The 17,481-nt window shown below is 34.1% G+C and carries 10 protein-coding genes; 2 read left to right on the forward strand and 8 right to left on the reverse strand.

Annotated features, from left to right (window positions below; genetic code table 11):
• The 3 genes from OS188_RS00105 to mutY form a co-directional block, all read right to left on the reverse strand.
• Positions 1-1,305 carry a gliding motility-associated protein GldE gene (locus OS188_RS00105; protein ID WP_267146769.1) on the reverse strand — a complete coding sequence of 435 codons (1,305 nt, stop codon included), beginning with the start codon at positions 1,303-1,305 and terminating at the stop codon, positions 1-3.
• 29 nt (positions 1,306-1,334) lie between these two features.
• A complete protein-coding gene (locus OS188_RS00110; protein ID WP_267146770.1) occupies positions 1,335-1,781 on the reverse strand; it encodes a single-stranded DNA-binding protein in 447 nt (148 codons plus the stop codon).
• A 93-nt stretch (positions 1,782-1,874) separates the two neighbouring features.
• On the reverse strand, positions 1,875-2,915 hold the full coding sequence (mutY, locus tag OS188_RS00115; protein WP_267146771.1) for an A/G-specific adenine glycosylase: 1,041 nt from the start codon (positions 2,913-2,915) through the stop codon (positions 1,875-1,877).
• A gap of 134 nt (positions 2,916-3,049) precedes the next feature.
• On the opposite strand from mutY, the gene OS188_RS00120 reads away from it, so the two are divergent.
• Both OS188_RS00120 and OS188_RS00125 read left to right on the forward strand, forming a co-directional pair.
• Positions 3,050-3,340, forward strand: a complete 291-nt coding sequence (locus OS188_RS00120) for an HU family DNA-binding protein (RefSeq protein ID WP_267146772.1) — start codon at positions 3,050-3,052, stop codon at positions 3,338-3,340.
• A 383-nt stretch (positions 3,341-3,723) separates the two neighbouring features.
• On the forward strand, positions 3,724-5,268 hold the full coding sequence (locus tag OS188_RS00125; protein ID WP_267146773.1) for an Rne/Rng family ribonuclease: 1,545 nt from the start codon (positions 3,724-3,726) through the stop codon (positions 5,266-5,268).
• Between the two features lie 312 nt (positions 5,269-5,580).
• Here OS188_RS00125 and OS188_RS00130 read toward each other — a convergent pair whose 3' ends face one another.
• From OS188_RS00130 to OS188_RS00150, 5 genes are all read right to left on the reverse strand, one after another.
• Positions 5,581-7,479 (reverse strand): OmpA family protein, encoded by a 1,899-nt coding sequence (locus OS188_RS00130; RefSeq protein WP_267146774.1) that lies wholly within the window; start codon positions 7,477-7,479, stop codon positions 5,581-5,583.
• A gap of 18 nt (positions 7,480-7,497) precedes the next feature.
• Positions 7,498-8,406 carry a PorP/SprF family type IX secretion system membrane protein gene (locus OS188_RS00135; protein WP_267146775.1) on the reverse strand — a complete coding sequence of 303 codons (909 nt, stop codon included), beginning with the start codon at positions 8,404-8,406 and terminating at the stop codon, positions 7,498-7,500.
• Between the two features lie 23 nt (positions 8,407-8,429).
• Entirely contained in the window at positions 8,430-13,964 is a 5,535-nt protein-coding gene (locus tag OS188_RS00140; protein WP_267146776.1) for an NIDO-like domain-containing protein, read from the reverse strand.
• A gap of 231 nt (positions 13,965-14,195) precedes the next feature.
• Positions 14,196-15,233: an aldo/keto reductase gene (locus OS188_RS00145; protein WP_267146777.1), complete on the reverse strand. Its 1,038-nt coding sequence runs from the start codon at positions 15,231-15,233 to the stop codon at positions 14,196-14,198.
• A gap of 40 nt (positions 15,234-15,273) precedes the next feature.
• On the reverse strand, positions 15,274-17,451 hold the full coding sequence (locus OS188_RS00150; RefSeq protein ID WP_267146778.1) for a tetratricopeptide repeat protein: 2,178 nt from the start codon (positions 17,449-17,451) through the stop codon (positions 15,274-15,276).
• Positions 17,452-17,481 lie beyond the last annotated feature (30 nt).

Here is a 17,481-nt window from a genome sequence, read left to right on the forward strand (position 1 = left end):
TTAAGGTAAAGTAAGTTTTAATCGTTTTATACGTTTATTGTCTAAGGCTTCAATGGTAAAAAGATAATTTTTAAAGGTTATTTTACTTCCTATTTTTGGGAATCCACCGGAAATTTCTAGAACAAATCCTGCCAAGGTTTCTGCTTCTCCCTTTTCATCCTCAAAAAGACTATCGTTTTCTAAGTTAATAATTTTATAAAAGTCTTTTAAAGCCGTTTTTCCTTCAAATACATAATTTTTATCATCTAATTTGGAATATACTAATCCTTCATCATCATATTCATCGCTAATATCGCCAACTATTTCCTCAATAATGTCTTCTAAGGAAATTAATCCAGAAGTTCCTCCATATTCGTCTACAACTACAGCAAGATGTACTTTTTTTTCTTGAAATTCCGCCATTAAGTCATCCAGTTTCTTGTTTTCTGGTACAAAGAATGGTTCTCTTAAAAGGCCCGTCCAATCAAATTGTTTTCTATCAATATACGGCAAAAGGTCTTTAACATAAAGAATTCCTTTAATCTTATCTATATTGTCTTCATACACAGGAATTCTAGAATAACCATGAGATACAACTTCGGGAATAATCTCCAAATATTTTTGAGTAATATTCAAAGCAAAAATATCAATTCTAGGGCGCATAACTTGCTTTGTATCTGTATTTCCAAAAGACACAATACCTTGCAGTATTTTTTGTTCTTCTCTGGTAGTATCCTTATCACTTGTTAGCTCTAAGGCTTGAGATAGCTGATCGACACTTAAATTAGATTTTTGTTTCCCTAGTTTTCTATGAATTCCTAGAGTAATACTTCGCATTGGCAAACTAATTGGAGAAAAAACAAAATCCATAATTCTTAATGGATAAGCCATAAAGTTTGAAAATTTAATTTTATTTCTACTTGCGTAAATTTTAGGTAAAATTTCGCCAAAAAGTAAAATTAGGAAGGTAATTACAACGACCTCTACAATAAATCTTATAATGGGATTAAGAATACCTGTAAATAAAAAATCGCCTAAATAAGCGAATAGAATTACAATCCCAATATTTATAAAATTATTAGCCACCAAAATAGTTGCAAGTAACTTTTTAGGCCTTTCTAATAGGTTTGAAATAATTTTAAAAGTGTTCGGGTTTTCTTTTAATCCGTCGTCTAAATCTGTTCTGTTTAAAGAAAAGAGAGCAACTTCTGCTCCAGAGATTAGAGCCGAGCACATAAGTAGTAAAAAAAGTAGTACAAAACCAAAAACAATCGTAAAATCGATTGTTAACATAAGTGCGTATAAGCTCGTGGGTTCAGGGTCCAATTATAATGTTTTTAATTTAAAAATATAATTTAAAAAGGAAGATCGCCTGGGTCTTCTTTTTCTTTATTTATTTGATTTTTATTACTTTCTACAGGTTTTTGAGCAGATTGATTAGCAGATTGCTGATTTTCGCTTTCCTGTTTGGTAGTTAAAAACGTAAAATCTGTACAATGTATTTCTGTAGAATATCTATCGTTTCCAGAATCGTCCTGCCATTTTCTAGTTTTAATTCTGCCTTCAACATACACTTTATCTCCTTTAGACAAGTATTTCTCGCAAATCTCTGCTCCTTTATTTCTTACTACTATATTATGCCATTCTGTATTGCTAATACGTTCGTTAGTTTGTTTGTTTACGTATGTTTCGTTTGTAGCCAAAGGAAAACGACCAATACAGTTTCCACCATCGAAATAATGCATTTTCACTTCATCTCCCAGGTGACCAATTAGCATTACTTTATTTAAAGTTCCAGACATATTATATTTATAAGTTAATAATCAGCAAAATTACGTAATTGCTTTTCATTTCTTTAAAATTAATAAAAAATAATGAGTTGCATTCATAAAGTATTAAAAATTAAAGTCCTCTATAAAGTTCTCAATTAAAACAGGAACTGCGTAGTCTCTAATGTTTTCTACTGGCACTCCTTTTTTTGGTAATTCTGGTACGGTTAATATCCAAAACTTAGTATGCAAATGTTGATGTGATAATTTGTGGACAATATCAGTTTCATTAAACAGAAACAACTTATAATTAGTATCTTCTACAAAAGCATGATTCTTTAACTCTAATTGAAAACTCTTTGCTGTCTGTATTTTTTTGGTTTCAATAAGCGGAAATTGGTATAGGTTTTTCCAAATACCGTTTTCTTCTCGCTTTTCAAGGATGGTTTCACCGGTATCTGATACAAATACCAAAAAATTAAAATATTTTTTAGTAGGCTTTTTAGCTTTTATTTTTACAGGCAAATTAGCCACAGTTTCTTCTATAAATGCTATACATGATGTATTAAATGGACAAATAGCACAATTCGGACTTGACGGCGAACATTGCCTTGAGCCAAAATCCATAATAGCTTGGTTATGTTCTGCAGGGTTATCTGTATCTATTATTTCTTGAGCCAAAGCTTTAAAAGTTTTAAATCCTGCCGTTGTATTAATTGGAGTGTCTATTCCATAATATCTAGCTAGAAAGCGATACACATTCCCATCTAAAACAGCTGTGTTCTCGTTAAAACAAATAGATGCAATGGCACTAGCTGTGTAATCTCCTACTCCTTTTAATTTTATAAGTTCTTTATAATTGTTTGGAAAAACCCCATGTAATTCTTTTACAATATATTTTGCGGTTGTGTGCAAATTTCTAGCTCTAGAATAATATCCTAAGCCTTGCCATAATTTTAACACATCACTTTCTTCGGCATTTGCCAAGTCAAAAACAGTTGGATATTTAGCAACAAATGCTTCATAATAAGGTAGTCCTTGCTTAATTTGTGTTTGTTGTAAAATTATTTCAGATAGCCATATATAATAAGGGTTTGTAGTATTTCGCCATGGTAATTGTCGCTTATTATTTGAGTACCAATGTGTTAATATTTTCGTAATAGTCATTAAATATGTATATTGAAAGCAAAAATAAAGGTTTATTACATTAAATTTAAATGAATTAGGTTTGAAATATTGAATTTTAAATTCCTATATTTGCATCCCTTTAAATAATTAATAGTAACTTAAATAGATTAAAAATGACTAAAGCTGATTTAGTGTCGAAAATTTCTGAAAAATTAGGAATTGAAAAAGGAGATGTTCAGGCAACTGTTGAAACATTTATGGAAGAAGTAAAGACTTCTTTAGAAAGCGGAGATAACGTGTATTTAAGAGGTTTTGGTAGCTTTATAGTAAAAACTAGAGCGGAAAAAACTGGAAGAAATATTTCTAAAAATACAACTATTAAGATTCCAGCTCACAACATTCCTGCATTTAAACCTGCAAAAGTATTTGTAGAAGGAGTAAAAACAAACGTAGAGGTTAAATAAGACCCATAATATTAATTTTAAAAAGCATTACTTATGCCAAGTGGAAAGAAAAGAAAAAGACACAAGGTTTCAACGCATAAACGTAAAAAAAGAAGACGCGCTAACCGCCACAAGAAGAAAAAATAAGTCAGAAAAGTAGTTAGTTAACTACTTTTTTGGTTTTTCAGTAAAAACGTTCTTTGAAATGAGTTTATAGAATATGTGCAACTTGGCCTATTTTCTAAACTCCACGGATTTATTAAATCCTGTGACATGTTATATCTTATAAATTGGGATCGACCCATTAATAAGATATAGCATGATATCTTGCTGTATTTATACAAATAGATATAAAATATTGTATCATCCATCTGTACTTAATTGTATGGATAAAAATTAACAAAATGGATAAAGAATTAATTATTCGATCTGGTTCAGATCATGTTGATTTTGCCTTATTAAAAGATGGAAAACTAATTGAATTACATAAGGATGAAGGAAGCAACAACTTTTCTGTTGGCGATGTGTTTATAGCCAAGGTAAGAAAAGCTGTTCCAGGCTTAAATGCTGCTTTTGTAAATGTTGGCTACGAAAAAGATGCCTTTTTACATTATCATGATTTAGGTCCAAAACTCCCTTCACTTTTAAAATTCACCAAAAGTGTAAGCACAGGTAAACTAAGAGATTTTACTCTTAACAAATTCCCATTTGAAAAAGACATTGATAAAGACGGCAAAATTAATGACGCCTTAAAATCAAATCAGTCTATACTCGTACAAATTGCTAAAGAACCTATCTCCACCAAAGGTCCTAGAATAAGCTCTGAGCTTTCTATTGCCGGGAGGTATATTGTTTTAGTTCCTTTTTCCGATAGAATATCTATTTCTCAAAAGATAGAAAACAAAGCAGAAAAAGACCGACTAAAACGCCTTGTAAAGAGCATTACGCCTCAAGGTTTTGGTATTATTGTGCGAACTGTAGCAGAAGGCAAAAAAGTAGCCGAACTAGATAAAGATTTACAAAATTTGTTAGGTCGTTGGACCGCAATGTGTAAAAAGCTACACAAAGCTCATCATCCAAGTAAAGTACTGGGAGAACTCAATAAAGCATCGTCCATTTTACGCGATATTTTTAATGATTCTTTTACTAGTATTTACGTAGATAATGAAGAGCTTTACATTCAAATTAAAGATTATGTGCATGAAATTGCACCAAAAAAAGAATCAATAGTTAAGTTATATCAATCTAATGTTCCAATTTTTGAAAAGTTTGGCATTGAAAGACAAATTAAAACCTCTTTCGGTAAAACTGTTTCCATGGCCAAAGGTGCCTATGTAATAATTGAACACACAGAAGCTTTACATGTTATAGATGTAAACAGTGGTAATAGATCTAATAAAGAAAAAACGCAGGAAGAAACTGCCCTGGAAGTAAATTTAATTTCTGCAACTGAAATTGCACGACAATTAAGTCTTAGAGATATGGGTGGAATTATTGTTGTTGACTTTATTGATATGACAAAAGCTGAAAACAGAAAAAAGCTCTTCAACCATTTAAAAGAAGAAATGAAACACGACAGAGCCAAACACAAAATATTACCTCCAAGTAAATTTGGATTAATACAAATAACGAGACAACGCGTTCGTCCAGAAATGAACATAAAAACCAGAGAGGACAATCCCAATGGTAATAACGGCGAAGAGGTTGAAGCACCTATTATATTAATACAAAAAATTAAACAAGAACTAGAGGAATTATTAAGAAAAGACTATAAAAAGATAACCTTAAACACACATCCTTTTATAGCAGCCTTTTTAACACAAGGCTTTCCATCGATACGTTCAAAATGGTTTTTTGAACATAAAAAATGGGTTAAGATTTTACCAAGAGATGCTTACACATACTTAGAATATCATTTTTTTGACAAAGATGGTAATCAAATTAAATAATAAAAAAGCCTTGCTTTTCCGATAACTATTGGAATTAGCAAGGCTTTTTTTTTGGTCATAAATCAAAAATTATAAATTAACTATTCTTCAAGGAATAACCCTTAGGAGAGTCTTTTACGTTTACTAATAATAGGGAGTCTTTTCTTTATTCTGCCCTAAAAGGTAGGTCTAATTAAATATTACGCTATTTGAGAAAGAATTATTCTTATAAAACAGTTTTGGAATTCCCTTAAGGGGAGCGTAAAAGAAAAAACCCCGAGACCATGAGTCATCGGGGAATTTATAATAGAACTAATTTCTAGTTTAAATCACCTACTTTTGAGCTGGACCTCCACTAACTATATTAAACTCTGAACGTCTGTTTAATTGGTATTCTTCTTCAGTACATTTAGAACCACAATCTATTTTAGGTTCGTTTTCACCTTTTCCAATTCCAGAAATTCTATTGGCATCTATACCTTTAGAAATAACATACTGTACCGTAGATTGAGCACGTCTCTCTGATAATCTCTCATTGTATTTAGCTGGTCCTCTACTATCTGTATGAGACTCTGCTACAATAACCATGTCTGGATATTTTTGCATAATAGATACTAGCTTATCCAGTTCGAATGCACCTTGTTCTGTAATATTAGCTTTATCAAAATCGAACATAATTGGATTTAAAACAACTTTATCTTTAACAATAATAACATCGATAGGATCTAAATTAAGCTGTACTAAAGCTTCTTTTTCCTTACTTCCTGAGTATGTAATATAATTAGATAAATAGTCTTTTAAAACTCCTGAAATCTCTAAACTCTTATCGCAAGAAACTGTGTATTGCACTTGCCCGTTACTATCTGTAGTTTGATTAGAAACAACACGGTTATTTGCATCTTTAATTGTAACTGCAACACCTGCTAATGGATTGTTTGTTTCTTTATCCACGACTGTTGTTATAACATTAACGTTACATGGTTCTATACGTTTTAATCCATAGATATCATCACCGCCTTTTCCACCAGGTCGATTAGAAGACACGTAGCCTTCACCAGTTTCTTCGTTAATAGTAAATGCTAAATCGTCTGAGTTACTATTAACAGGAACTCCCGCATTAACTACATCTCCAGATTCTGTGGTATGAAATACATCTAAACCACCTAAGCCTAAATGTCCGTTAGATGAAAAGTAAAGAATATCTTTATCGCTAATAAAAGGGAACATCTCTTGACCTTCGGTATTAATTTTTGCTCCTAGATTTTCAGGTTCACCTAACATTCCGTTTTCGTCAATACTTACCTTATAGATATCGAAAAGACCAAATCCTCCAGGCATATCGGAAGCGAAGTATAAGGTTTTCCCATCTTTACTAACCGATGGACTTTTAACCGAATAATCTTTATTATTAAGAGATAAAGCCTGAACGTTTACCCATTTATCACCATCTTTTGTGGCTTTAAATAAATATAGAACACTTGTTTTGGTTTTCTTATCTTTATTCTTTTCAAAATCTCCTTCAGCGAAACTTTCTCTGGAAAAATACATCGTATTTCCATCAGGGCTAAAAGAAACAAGTCCTTCATGGTATCTAGAATTAACTCCATTTACCAATTCAGCTTCAATTCCAGCGTTATCGCCTCCAACAGCTACTCTATATATATCTAAGTAAGGCTCATCGTTCCATCCGTAGTTTCTTCTAGAATTATTTCTAGCTGAAGAAAAGTATAGATTTCCGTCTTTTACTGTCCCTCCATAATCTGTATATTCTGTATTAAACTCCAGAGATGAAATATCATATAATTTTTCGCCTTCTAAAATTCCTGGAATATAATCTGGATTGGCTTTAAACGCAATTGCTCTTTCATCTTTAGGCTTTGCATCTGCAAATTTCTTCATCCATTTGTTAGATTCGTCATATTTCCCGTTTGCTTTTAGCATTTGCGAGTATTTAAACATCATCTCAGGATCATCTCCATTAGCGTCAAGTGCTTTTGCATACCAGCGTTCTGCTTCTGTAGTGCTAAATATATTGTAATTAGCTTCTGCCAATTGTCCATATACATAAGCATCTCCTTCACCTTTTTCAATTAGTTTATTATAAGCTTCAATAGCTTCAATGAATTCGAATTTATTAAAATGCTTGTCGGCATCTCTTGTCTGTTTATTTTGAGCAGTTATACTTAAACTACTCATTAAAATAAGTGTAAAAAATATTTTTAAATTTTTCATAATGTTTAGCTTAGGTAATTAGAAATAACGAGGTGAACGTGATACTTTCTTCAACAATGGAATATCGAAAGTAATAAAAATCTCATGCGATGCATTTGTTTCTATGTTTAGATCCGACACCACATTGTCATACGCATATCCAACTCTTAATGTAGGTGTGATTAAGAAATTAACCATAGCACTAAACGAGTCTTCCAAACGGTAACCTACTCCCACTTCTACTAAATCGTACATAAATAAATTGGCGTTAACATCAAAACTAACTGGTGCATCGAAAGCCATTCTAACCATAGTACTTGGTTTTAATTTGAAGTTATCTGAAAGCCCAAACACATAACCTGCAGCTGCAAATAAATGTTGTGTTTCTGAACCTATTTTATAGCCATTGGCATCTAAATGAACAGAATTCAACATGTTAGGCATAGATAATGACACATAGTATTTGTTAGTTTGATATAAATAAAGTCCAGCTCCAATATTAGGAGTTACTTCATTGATATCGCTTTGTAAGAACGGGTCATTAGGATCAATAACATCTAAATTTGTCAATCCTATATCATGAAATGTAGCTCCGGCTTTAATACCAAAAGCTAATTTATGTTCCCCACCAAGTGGTAAGGTATAGGAAAAATCTGCATAAACGTTATTTTCTTTTACTGGTCCAATTTCATCGGTAATAAAAGAAAGTCCTATTCCTACTTGTCTTCCAACGGGAGCACTTACATTAAATGTTCCTGTTTTAGGCGAACCTTCTAAGCCAACCCATTGACTTCTGTATAGGAGCCCTAGTCCCACGCCGTCATAAGACCCAGCATAAGCTGGGTTTATAACGTTCATGTTATACATATACTGTGTGTATTGAGGGTCTTGTTGTGCCTGCATTTGTAATGCAAACAAGAATACGAGAATGATATATATTTTTTTCATTATAAAATTTTGGTTGTGTTAGTTTACTTTTCTCTATTTATATATAACCAAGCTGATTTTACTTCGCCTTCTTGATATTTCATAACATAGAAATAAGTTCCTGTTGGTAGTTTATCTCCTTTATCTGATATACCTTCAAACTGATTTGTATAAACTCCTTTATAACTGAAAACCTTAATACCATTTCTGTTAAAGATCTCTAAGCTATTAACATTATAACCAGTCAAATTGAAGCTGTCGTTTATTCCATCTCCATTTGGCGTGATTACCTGAGGAATTACACACGTATCTGTTGTAAATGATTGTCCAGAAGTTTCTGGACAAGGTCCTGAAGTAGTATATTCTATAGTATACGTTGTATTTGACGCACCACCTGTAACTTCTCCTGTATCCGGGTTTACAACAATACCAGAGTCTGTAGAACTAAATGTTCCACCGGCATCTCCAATAATGGTTGCAGTTGCACCATCGCAGGTTGGTGTTAAAGTAAATGAGGCATCTTCAACTTCAGGGATAACTACGGTTTCTGCTGTTGTAGATGAACAATCTCCTACTGTAGTATATTCTACAACATAAGATGTACCCGAAACAGCATTTGTAATTTCTCCAGTTACTGGATCTATCATTGCTCCATCTGTAGCATCAAATGTGAAGTTTCCACCAGCATCTCCTGTTATAGTTGCAGTTGCACCACCAAAACAATTGGCTTCCATACTAAATGACGAGTCTCCACCAGAAAGTACAGTTACTGTTTGAGTTTCTGATGTTTCACAAGATCCTGAGATTGTGTAAATAACCGTATAAGTTGCATTAGAAACTCCATTAGTAATTTCACCAGTTACCGGATCAATAATTGCTCCATCTTCTGGTTCAGGATTAAAAGAGAAAACTCCTCCTGCATCTCCTGTCAAGTTTGCCGTTGCTCCATCGCAAGTTGGTGTTAGCGTAAAGGAAGCATCTCCAGCAGTAAGTATTGTAACTGTTTGTGTAACAATTGACGGACATCCATCTTCTCCTACCGTATACTGAACGGTATAAGTAGTACCTCCAATACCATTTGTAATTTCTCCTGTTGTTGCATCAATAGTTGCACCATCATTAGGCTCTGGACTAAAAGCAAACTCTCCTCCAGTATCTCCTAAAATTTCGGCTGTTGCACCATCGCAAGTTGCAGTCATTTCAAAAGAACCATCAGAAGTTGATAGGTCTACGTATGCAACTTCTACATCGTCTGAAACGGTAGCTGTTCCTCCAGTACATAAGTCGTAAGTAACGGCAAAAGTATAGGTTGTTGTTTGAGTTGGTGATACAGTAACAGTATCTTCAGTTCCAATAACAGTTCCTTGATCGTCTGTCCATTCTAGTGTATAATTAGGTGTTCCAGAAGGTGAGAATCTGTACGACTCTGGATTATCTGGCGTTACCGTCCATACACTTGTGTTTCGTCCAGCTGGTGTCGTCGCAAATTGATCATCTACACTCTGAATACCTACTACTGCAAGTCCATCGTTCCACCCCATACAAGTTGGTTTACTTAAAATATGGATATCAATATTATTAGACGATTCATGTAATATTATCTGACTAGTAGTTAATAAACCGCTACATTGAGAACCAAAATAACAAACTTCATTGTAATTCACTACAAACTGTCTATAAGGAGCAGAACCTAATACTACATAATCAATACTTCCACAAGTTGCAGGATTAATATCATGTCCAGGCCCAAAAATATTGGCTTCCGTTATGGTTGTGTTTGTTGTGTTAGGTAAGGTTGAAGGGCCTCCACTAAAGGTTGATAAATCCCATTCATTATAAGTTCCTGCATGCTGTGTTTCAAAACTCACTACACCATTAGATCCAATAATTACCTTATCATAAACGCCGCCATAGAAACAGAATTCGAATCCAAGATCCAGAACTTCAGACCATCTATCATCGATGTCTACACTTGTAGGAGTTGCCCCATCTACAGGAGGGGTTGGACAGGTATCTATTGAGTTAATCTCGTAATTAGTCGTATCCTGACCATACAAATGGAAATTAGACTCCAACGTAACTTCTGGTGTATTACAATCTACAGAGGTGTCATCTCCAGCAAACACAATAGAACATGGGTTTGGTGGTGGCGGACATAAGAATGCCATCGGGTTACTTGTAGTAATACAATTTGAGTCGTCCGTGTTTTCAACCGTAACTATTACATTTGAATTAGCTACAAACGGCCCCAAAATAAGAACACCAACCTCTGTCACTACTACAGGTGCACTTCCTTGATTATCATTAACGGTTAAGGAGTTCGCGTCTCCTAAATCTGTAATATCTACTTCCACTTCGAAAGTAGGGTTATCTGGATCTGTGATACAGTCTCCATTTATAAGATTAAAATTAACGGATTGTGGCATACATGTTTGACAGTATACATCAAAATCCCAAGGTGTATAATTATTCGAACCACAGTTACCTGTAAAATCTGATTGAATAATTACTGTTAAAGTTGCCCCTGAAGTAGTAAACGTTAAACCTGTTAAGTCTCCATTATTACCATACCCATTATATAGTTCACTACCGTCTGAATCTAATATTATTAGTTCATCCCAGTTATTTTCTACTTGACCGGCATTAAATTCTAAGACTAACGGGAACCCTGTAGAACTTACAAAGTTAAACTCTGTATTATCATTATTAGTATAACAATAAGTTGTGTTTAGTCTTCCCCCATCACAATCTACCACTTGGTTTGGATCAGCTCTAGTTGTAAAGCTATATTCTGTACAATCTACTGCTGAACCATTATCATTATAAGGTACAATAGTAACATAAATTGTTGTTGCATAAGGTAAAGTGCCAGGATCGTACGTTAATACGTCTCCCACATCAACACCATCCAGAATATCAGTTCCTCCTGGAGTTGTACCTACATATAAAGTATATCCGGTAACTATTATTGAAGCTGGAGACCAAGTTAAATCTACGTTCTCATCTGTAGAAAGTTCTCCATTTGCAGGTTCTGTCAATACGGCATTACAATTAGGAACGGCAGTTGTATCTATACAAGACACATCAAAATCCCAAACCTCTCTCGAACCGCTTTCACAACTTACCGAACCATCTGACTCGACATACATAATCATTGTACCTCCAGTAGAGTTTATGGATAAGCCTGCTAAATCTCCTCCATTATCGCCTTCGTAAATAATAGTTCCGTCATCTTCTGTAACTCTAAGAGTATCCCAATTTGCTTCAATTGTTCCAGAATTAAAGAACATATTTAAGGGTCCTCCAGTTGTACTTTGAAAGCTATATATCTCTATCCAAACACCGTTTGTTCCACTTTCGTAACAATGTACTGTATTTATCACTTGACCTGTATCACAATCCACGATTTGGTTTGGATCGCTTCTTATTGTAAAGCTTTCTTCAGTACAATTAGTTGCTGGACCATTATCATTATAAGGTATAATAGTTACATAATACGTTGTATCATAATTTAAGGTACCAGGATCGTAAGTTAATACATTTCCAACGTCCACTCCGTTTAACACATCTGTTCCTCCAGGCGTTGTACCCATATTTAAGGTGTACCCAGTAACATAAACAGATGCTGCAGTCCACGTTAAGTCTTCATCTTCATCTACATCAACAGTACCATCCACAGGTATTGTTAAAGACGCATTACAATTAGGCAGGGCTGTGGTATCTACACAAGATACATCAAAATCCATTTCTACAAGTGTTGTACTTGAGTTACAACTCGTAATACTATCAGAATCTAAAATCATATAAAGGTTACCACTATTAGCTACAAAAACAAAGCCAGTTAAATCGTTGTTACCGACAACACCATCATCTGAGTCGTATAAAAGTGTTCCTGTATTATCTGTTCCATCGTAGATTAGTAAGTCGTCCCAAGTATTTCCCGAAAAAGTACTTTCTTCTAACATCCCAGAATTAAAATATATTGAAATTGGGTCTCCATTAGATGAAGCAAACCACCATTCGGTAATTTCGTTGTTATCGTAGCAATGTACTGTATTAATAACTTGCCCCGTATCGCAATCTACCACTTGGTTAGGATCTGCTTTTGTAGTAAAGCTCTCTTCGGTACAGCCAGTTGCCTGCCCATTATCGTTATATGGAATTATGGATACATAGTATGTTGTACTGTATGCTAATAAACCAGGATTGTAAGTAAGTACATCTCCTACATCTACTCCATTAAGCACATCTGTACCGCCTGGGGTCGTTCCCATATTTAAAATATAACCTGTAACAAATACAGATGCAGCAGACCAAGATAAATCGGTGTTTTCGCTAACATTAACTGCACCATTTACAGGGTTTGATAAAGTAGCATTACAATTAGGAAGCGCTGTTGTGTCTAAACAATATACGTCAAAATTCCAAGGGTTACTTGTACAGCTAATCCCTGAACCATCTGAAGTCACTCCTACTGTAATAGTATCACCAGAAGAAATAAACAATAAACCAGCCAGGTTACCAGCATCTCCATAAGGAGTTGCATCATTTAGGTTTGTAGTTCCATCAGAGTCTAATATAATAAGCTCATCCCAACCATTTTCTGTGCTTCCTGAATTGAAAACAACCACTAAAGGTGAACCATCAGAACTTTGAAAACTAAAGGTTGTGGTATCGTTATTTGTGTAACAAAACACCGTATTAATTGGGATTCCTGAACCACAATCTACCGGTGCATTAGGATCGGCTCCTGTTGTAAAAGTTTGCTCCGGACAATCTACTGCCGGACCATTGTCATTATATGGAGTAATATTTACATAATATGTTGTTGAATACTCTAAATCAGGAAGATCATATGTTGTAGAAAGACCTGTGTTTACATTATCTACTAATTCTGTTCCCCCAGGTGTCGTTCCAACTGAAAGCGTGTATCCTGAAGGAATTCCAGTAGCTGGTTGCCAGCTTAAGTTTTCCGTGATAGCTACTCCTGTAGCTCCATTTGTAGGGTTAACTAATGGTGAACAAGCAGGAGGGTCTACAACAACTTGAAAAGCTGTTACGTTATCCATATAGAAGTAATAGTTCCCTGAAATATATAGGTTTTCAAAACGCAATTTAAAATCGCCTCCTGTAGGAACCTCAGCTGCTGGCACAACAAAACTCATATTGGCACAGGTATTTGCTGTTACGTGATTTACGTCGTTAATGGTTCCAATTGTTGTCCATGAGCCTCCATTATCGGTGGAGTATTGCACATAAAACTCTCCCCATCCCGGAGGACTAGCATCTACAGCTGCCGACCAGTCAACAATTTTATAATCAAAAGATACAGTTACATCTGTACCGTTAGATTCCCCCAGTATATTTGGAGATTCCAAATAATCTGAAGTATTAGAATCACTTAGGTTTGACCTAAGCGAAACCACACTACATGGGTTAAACGGGGTTCCAGAATAACCTGCACTCGTCCATCCTGGAGGTATGGTTAAACTAGCATCGAAATTTTCTACTAAACCTATTTGAGAAAACCCAATCAAGGAGATAAGCCCAAATAGCAGAGATAGCGTAATTTTTTTCATTTTATAAAAATAGGTTAGTTATTTTATACAAGTCGCTGATTAAAAACGACTTACGTTTTTTGTTGATTCAGAACTGTGTAAATAAGGTTAAAATTTTCACAAATTCCAAAAACCTAAATTATAAAAAATCTACATCATCAATGCCTTAACATTTACTTAATAGACAAACTACGCTTTTCTTCGTTAAAGAGAAAAAAACGTAAAGCAATACCTCAAAAATTTGTATCTTATTTATGGTGAAGGATTTGGAATGCTAGAATGAATCTTTTCAATTTCTTGAAGCACTTCAGAATTTAACTCTAGATGAATACTTTCTATATTTTCATTTAATTGGTTCAAATTTGTTGCTCCAATAATATTACTTGTTACAAAAGGTTGCTGTGTAACAAACGCCAAAGACATTTGTGCTAAGGACATATTATTTTCTTCTGCCAGTTTTAAATATGCTTTTGCTGCTTGTGTAGCTTCTGCCGAACTATATCGGGTAAACCGAGTAAACAAATTAAGTCTTGAATTTTTACTATCCGTACCTTTTATATATTTTCCAGACAAAACACCACATGCCATTGGCGAGTAGGCTAAAAGTCCCATATTTTCTCTAATAGCTATTTCTGCCATATCTCCTTCAAAGGTTCTATTTAATAAGGAGTACGCATTTTGAATAGTAATCATTCGTGGCAAATTATTTACTTTAGACTCTTCTAAATAACGCATGGCTCCCCAAGCTTTTTCATTTGAAATTCCAATATGACGCACCTTACCTTCCTTAATAATACCATCAAACGTATGAAGAATTTCTTTGAAGTTGTCTTCCCAAGCATCTTTAGAATTATGTTTATAATCCCTAACTCCAAACGTGTTTGTTTGTCGTTCTGGCCAATGAAGTTGGTATAAATCTATATAATCGGTTTGAAGTCTTTTTAAGCTTTGGTTAACAGCATCTTTTAAAGCTTCGGGACTAAACCCATTGGTTCTAATGTGGGCTGTATAATCTCCAGGTCCCACAATTTTTGTTGCTAAAACTACCTCATCTCTTTTTCCCGTTTTGTTAAACCAATTTCCAATTATCTGTTCGGTTTTAGAATAGGTTTCTTTTGTTGCCGGAACTGGGTACATTTCTGCACAATCAAAAAAGTTAATACCCTTATCTGTTGCTAAATCCATTTGAGCAAATCCTTCGTCTTGAGTATTTTGATTTCCCCAAGTCATGGTTCCTAAACAAAGTTTGCTCACTTTAATATTAGTATGTGGCAAGTTGGTATATTTCATTTTGAATATTTATAAAGTGAATTAAAAGAGCGTTGTCTAATTAATTGGACCTTCCAGGCTGAACATTGAGTTCCTGCATTATTTTTCGGGAAGCTCCCAGTTTTCCTTGTTCCTGATATATTAAAGCCAACAGATACTTAAAATCTGGATTATTAGCCTCTATTTTTAAAGCTTGATTGATTATTTTTTCACTTTCATTAAAGCTCTTATTCTGATAATAATAGGTAGCTAGGTTATAAAGATATCTTGGATTTGTTGGTTCTAAACTAATAGCTTTGTTTAAATCTTCTAATGCCAAAGAATTTTCTTTTAACTCAAAGTAAATAAGTGCTCTTAAATAATAAGGTCTAGCAGTTTCCGGGCTTTTAGAGACCAATAGATTTAAAATTTTTAAAGCTTCGTCTGGTTGATTGTTTATACTATAACTACTTGCAAGATTAGAATAGGCAGGAATAAACAAACTGTCTTTTTTAATAGCTGCACGATAGTGTTTAATTGCGGTTTTAACATCGTTTGTTTGAAGGTAATAGTCTCCTAATTGCATTCTTCCACTGGAAAAATCTGCATTAGTATATAACATAGTTTCTAATTCGTCTCTCGATTTTTCTAAATTACTAACATCAACATTGGTTAAAGTATTAAAATCTAAATCCAACAACAATTGTGCTGCTCCAATTCTCACCAGTTTAGTGGTGTCATTTGTATGTTTTAAAGCAATGGAAGTTCTGTCTTCTAAACTCAAACCTCTAAATTTTTGAAGTGCAGCATATCTTACCATAGGAGATGGATCTTCCAAACCTTTTATAAGCGCCTGATATTGACTCGATTCTGTAATTTGTAAATTATCTATAACTGATGCCCTTGCAATAGCAGGATAATTTAAGTCGTTTATAAACAAGTCTAAACCATCCCGATCTTTTTTACTTATATAATCTCTACTACTTAATAATAAAGCATCAGAAAAATGAGCTTCTCTTTTTGCTCCATACCATTCGACAACTTTGTTGGCTGCCCATTGATTGGTTTTATCTGCATGACAGGTATTACAAGCATTTGGCGTACCGTATTCTACACTTTGGTCTGGTCTTGGCACTCTAAAACTATGATCCCTTCTATAATCTATTCCCATATAGGTAACTCCAGTCATGTGACAGTTAATACATTGAGAACCTTCTGAATTTTGTGGATGAAAATGATGTGTAGGTTGGTCGTATTTTGGCTCATGACATTGCATACATAACTTATTACCTACTTCTTTTAATTTTAAAGAATGTGGATTATGACAGTCTGTACAAGTCACATCATTATGATACATTTTACTTTGCAGGAAAGAACCATAAACATAATCTTCTGCTTCTATTTGCCCATCGCCATGATAAAACTCTTGAGACAAATTCTGAAGTAAATACTGGTCTTCAAAATGGGCTCCAGGCACCATGTTTTCTGTAAGCTTAACTCGTCTAGAGTGACAAGTAGCGCACATATTCATTTGTGCAAATTGCGAATTCCCGGCTAAAATGTATTTGTTATTATGAAGTGAGTCCTGTAAGTTATTTGCCCAATTAACATGTTTTTCTGCAGGACCATGGCAGCTTTCGCAGCTAACATTTATTGAAGACCAGGTGGTATTAAATCTATCTTCGTCGGGGATGTAATTTTTTTGAAGATTTGTAGAATGGCATTCGGCGCACATAGTATTCCAGTTTTGGGAACTTTCTGTCCAATGCATCCAGTCGTGTGGATCTATAGCATCTCCTGAATATTGATGATACCATTGTTTTTTATCAACATCCCAAGTTACTCTCAACGCTTGCTTTTTTCCATTCTCGAAATCCACCAGATATTGTTGTAAAGGATAAATTCCAAAAGCATAAGAAATTTTATAGTCATTTTCCGAACCATCAATTTCTTTAATATGAACAAAAAACTCAGAGTCTTTTTTGCTGAAAAAATAAGTTATACCATCTAAAGTGATTTCAACATCATTAAAATCGGCTAATATTGTTTCTCCATTTGCCACTTGCATAGCTAAGTCATGATCCGAATCTTTCCAAGAATCAAAAGCCTGTTTATGACAAGACATACATTGCTCGTCGCCTACATAACCATCTTTATGAACCGATATGATTTTTTTGGAATCGACATAGCTTTCTTTCTTAGAATTGTTTTCACAAGAAATAAAAATTAAGATTATTACAATCCAAAAAAGTTGTTTCATATTATAGATAGGAAAGCGTTAACGATATTT

This window comes from Xanthomarina sp. F1114 (genome assembly GCF_026410255.1).
Lineage (GTDB): Bacteria > Bacteroidota > Bacteroidia > Flavobacteriales > Flavobacteriaceae > Xanthomarina.

Coding starts and splice junctions, on each gene's coding strand:
- OS188_RS00145 (WP_267146777.1), bottom strand. CDS start 15,233: ATGAAATATACCAACTTGCCACATACTAATATTAAAGTGAGCAAACTT.
- mutY (WP_267146771.1), bottom strand. CDS start 2,915: ATGACTATTACGAAAATATTAACACATTGGTACTCAAATAATAAGCGA.
- OS188_RS00120 (WP_267146772.1), top strand. CDS start 3,050: ATGACTAAAGCTGATTTAGTGTCGAAAATTTCTGAAAAATTAGGAATT.
- OS188_RS00125 (WP_267146773.1), top strand. CDS start 3,724: ATGGATAAAGAATTAATTATTCGATCTGGTTCAGATCATGTTGATTTT.
- OS188_RS00140 (WP_267146776.1), bottom strand. CDS start 13,964: ATGAAAAAAATTACGCTATCTCTGCTATTTGGGCTTATCTCCTTGATT.
- OS188_RS00110 (WP_267146770.1), bottom strand. CDS start 1,781: ATGTCTGGAACTTTAAATAAAGTAATGCTAATTGGTCACCTGGGAGAT.
- OS188_RS00135 (WP_267146775.1), bottom strand. CDS start 8,406: ATGAAAAAAATATATATCATTCTCGTATTCTTGTTTGCATTACAAATG.
- OS188_RS00130 (WP_267146774.1), bottom strand. CDS start 7,479: ATGAAAAATTTAAAAATATTTTTTACACTTATTTTAATGAGTAGTTTA.
- OS188_RS00150 (WP_267146778.1), bottom strand. CDS start 17,451: ATGAAACAACTTTTTTGGATTGTAATAATCTTAATTTTTATTTCTTGT.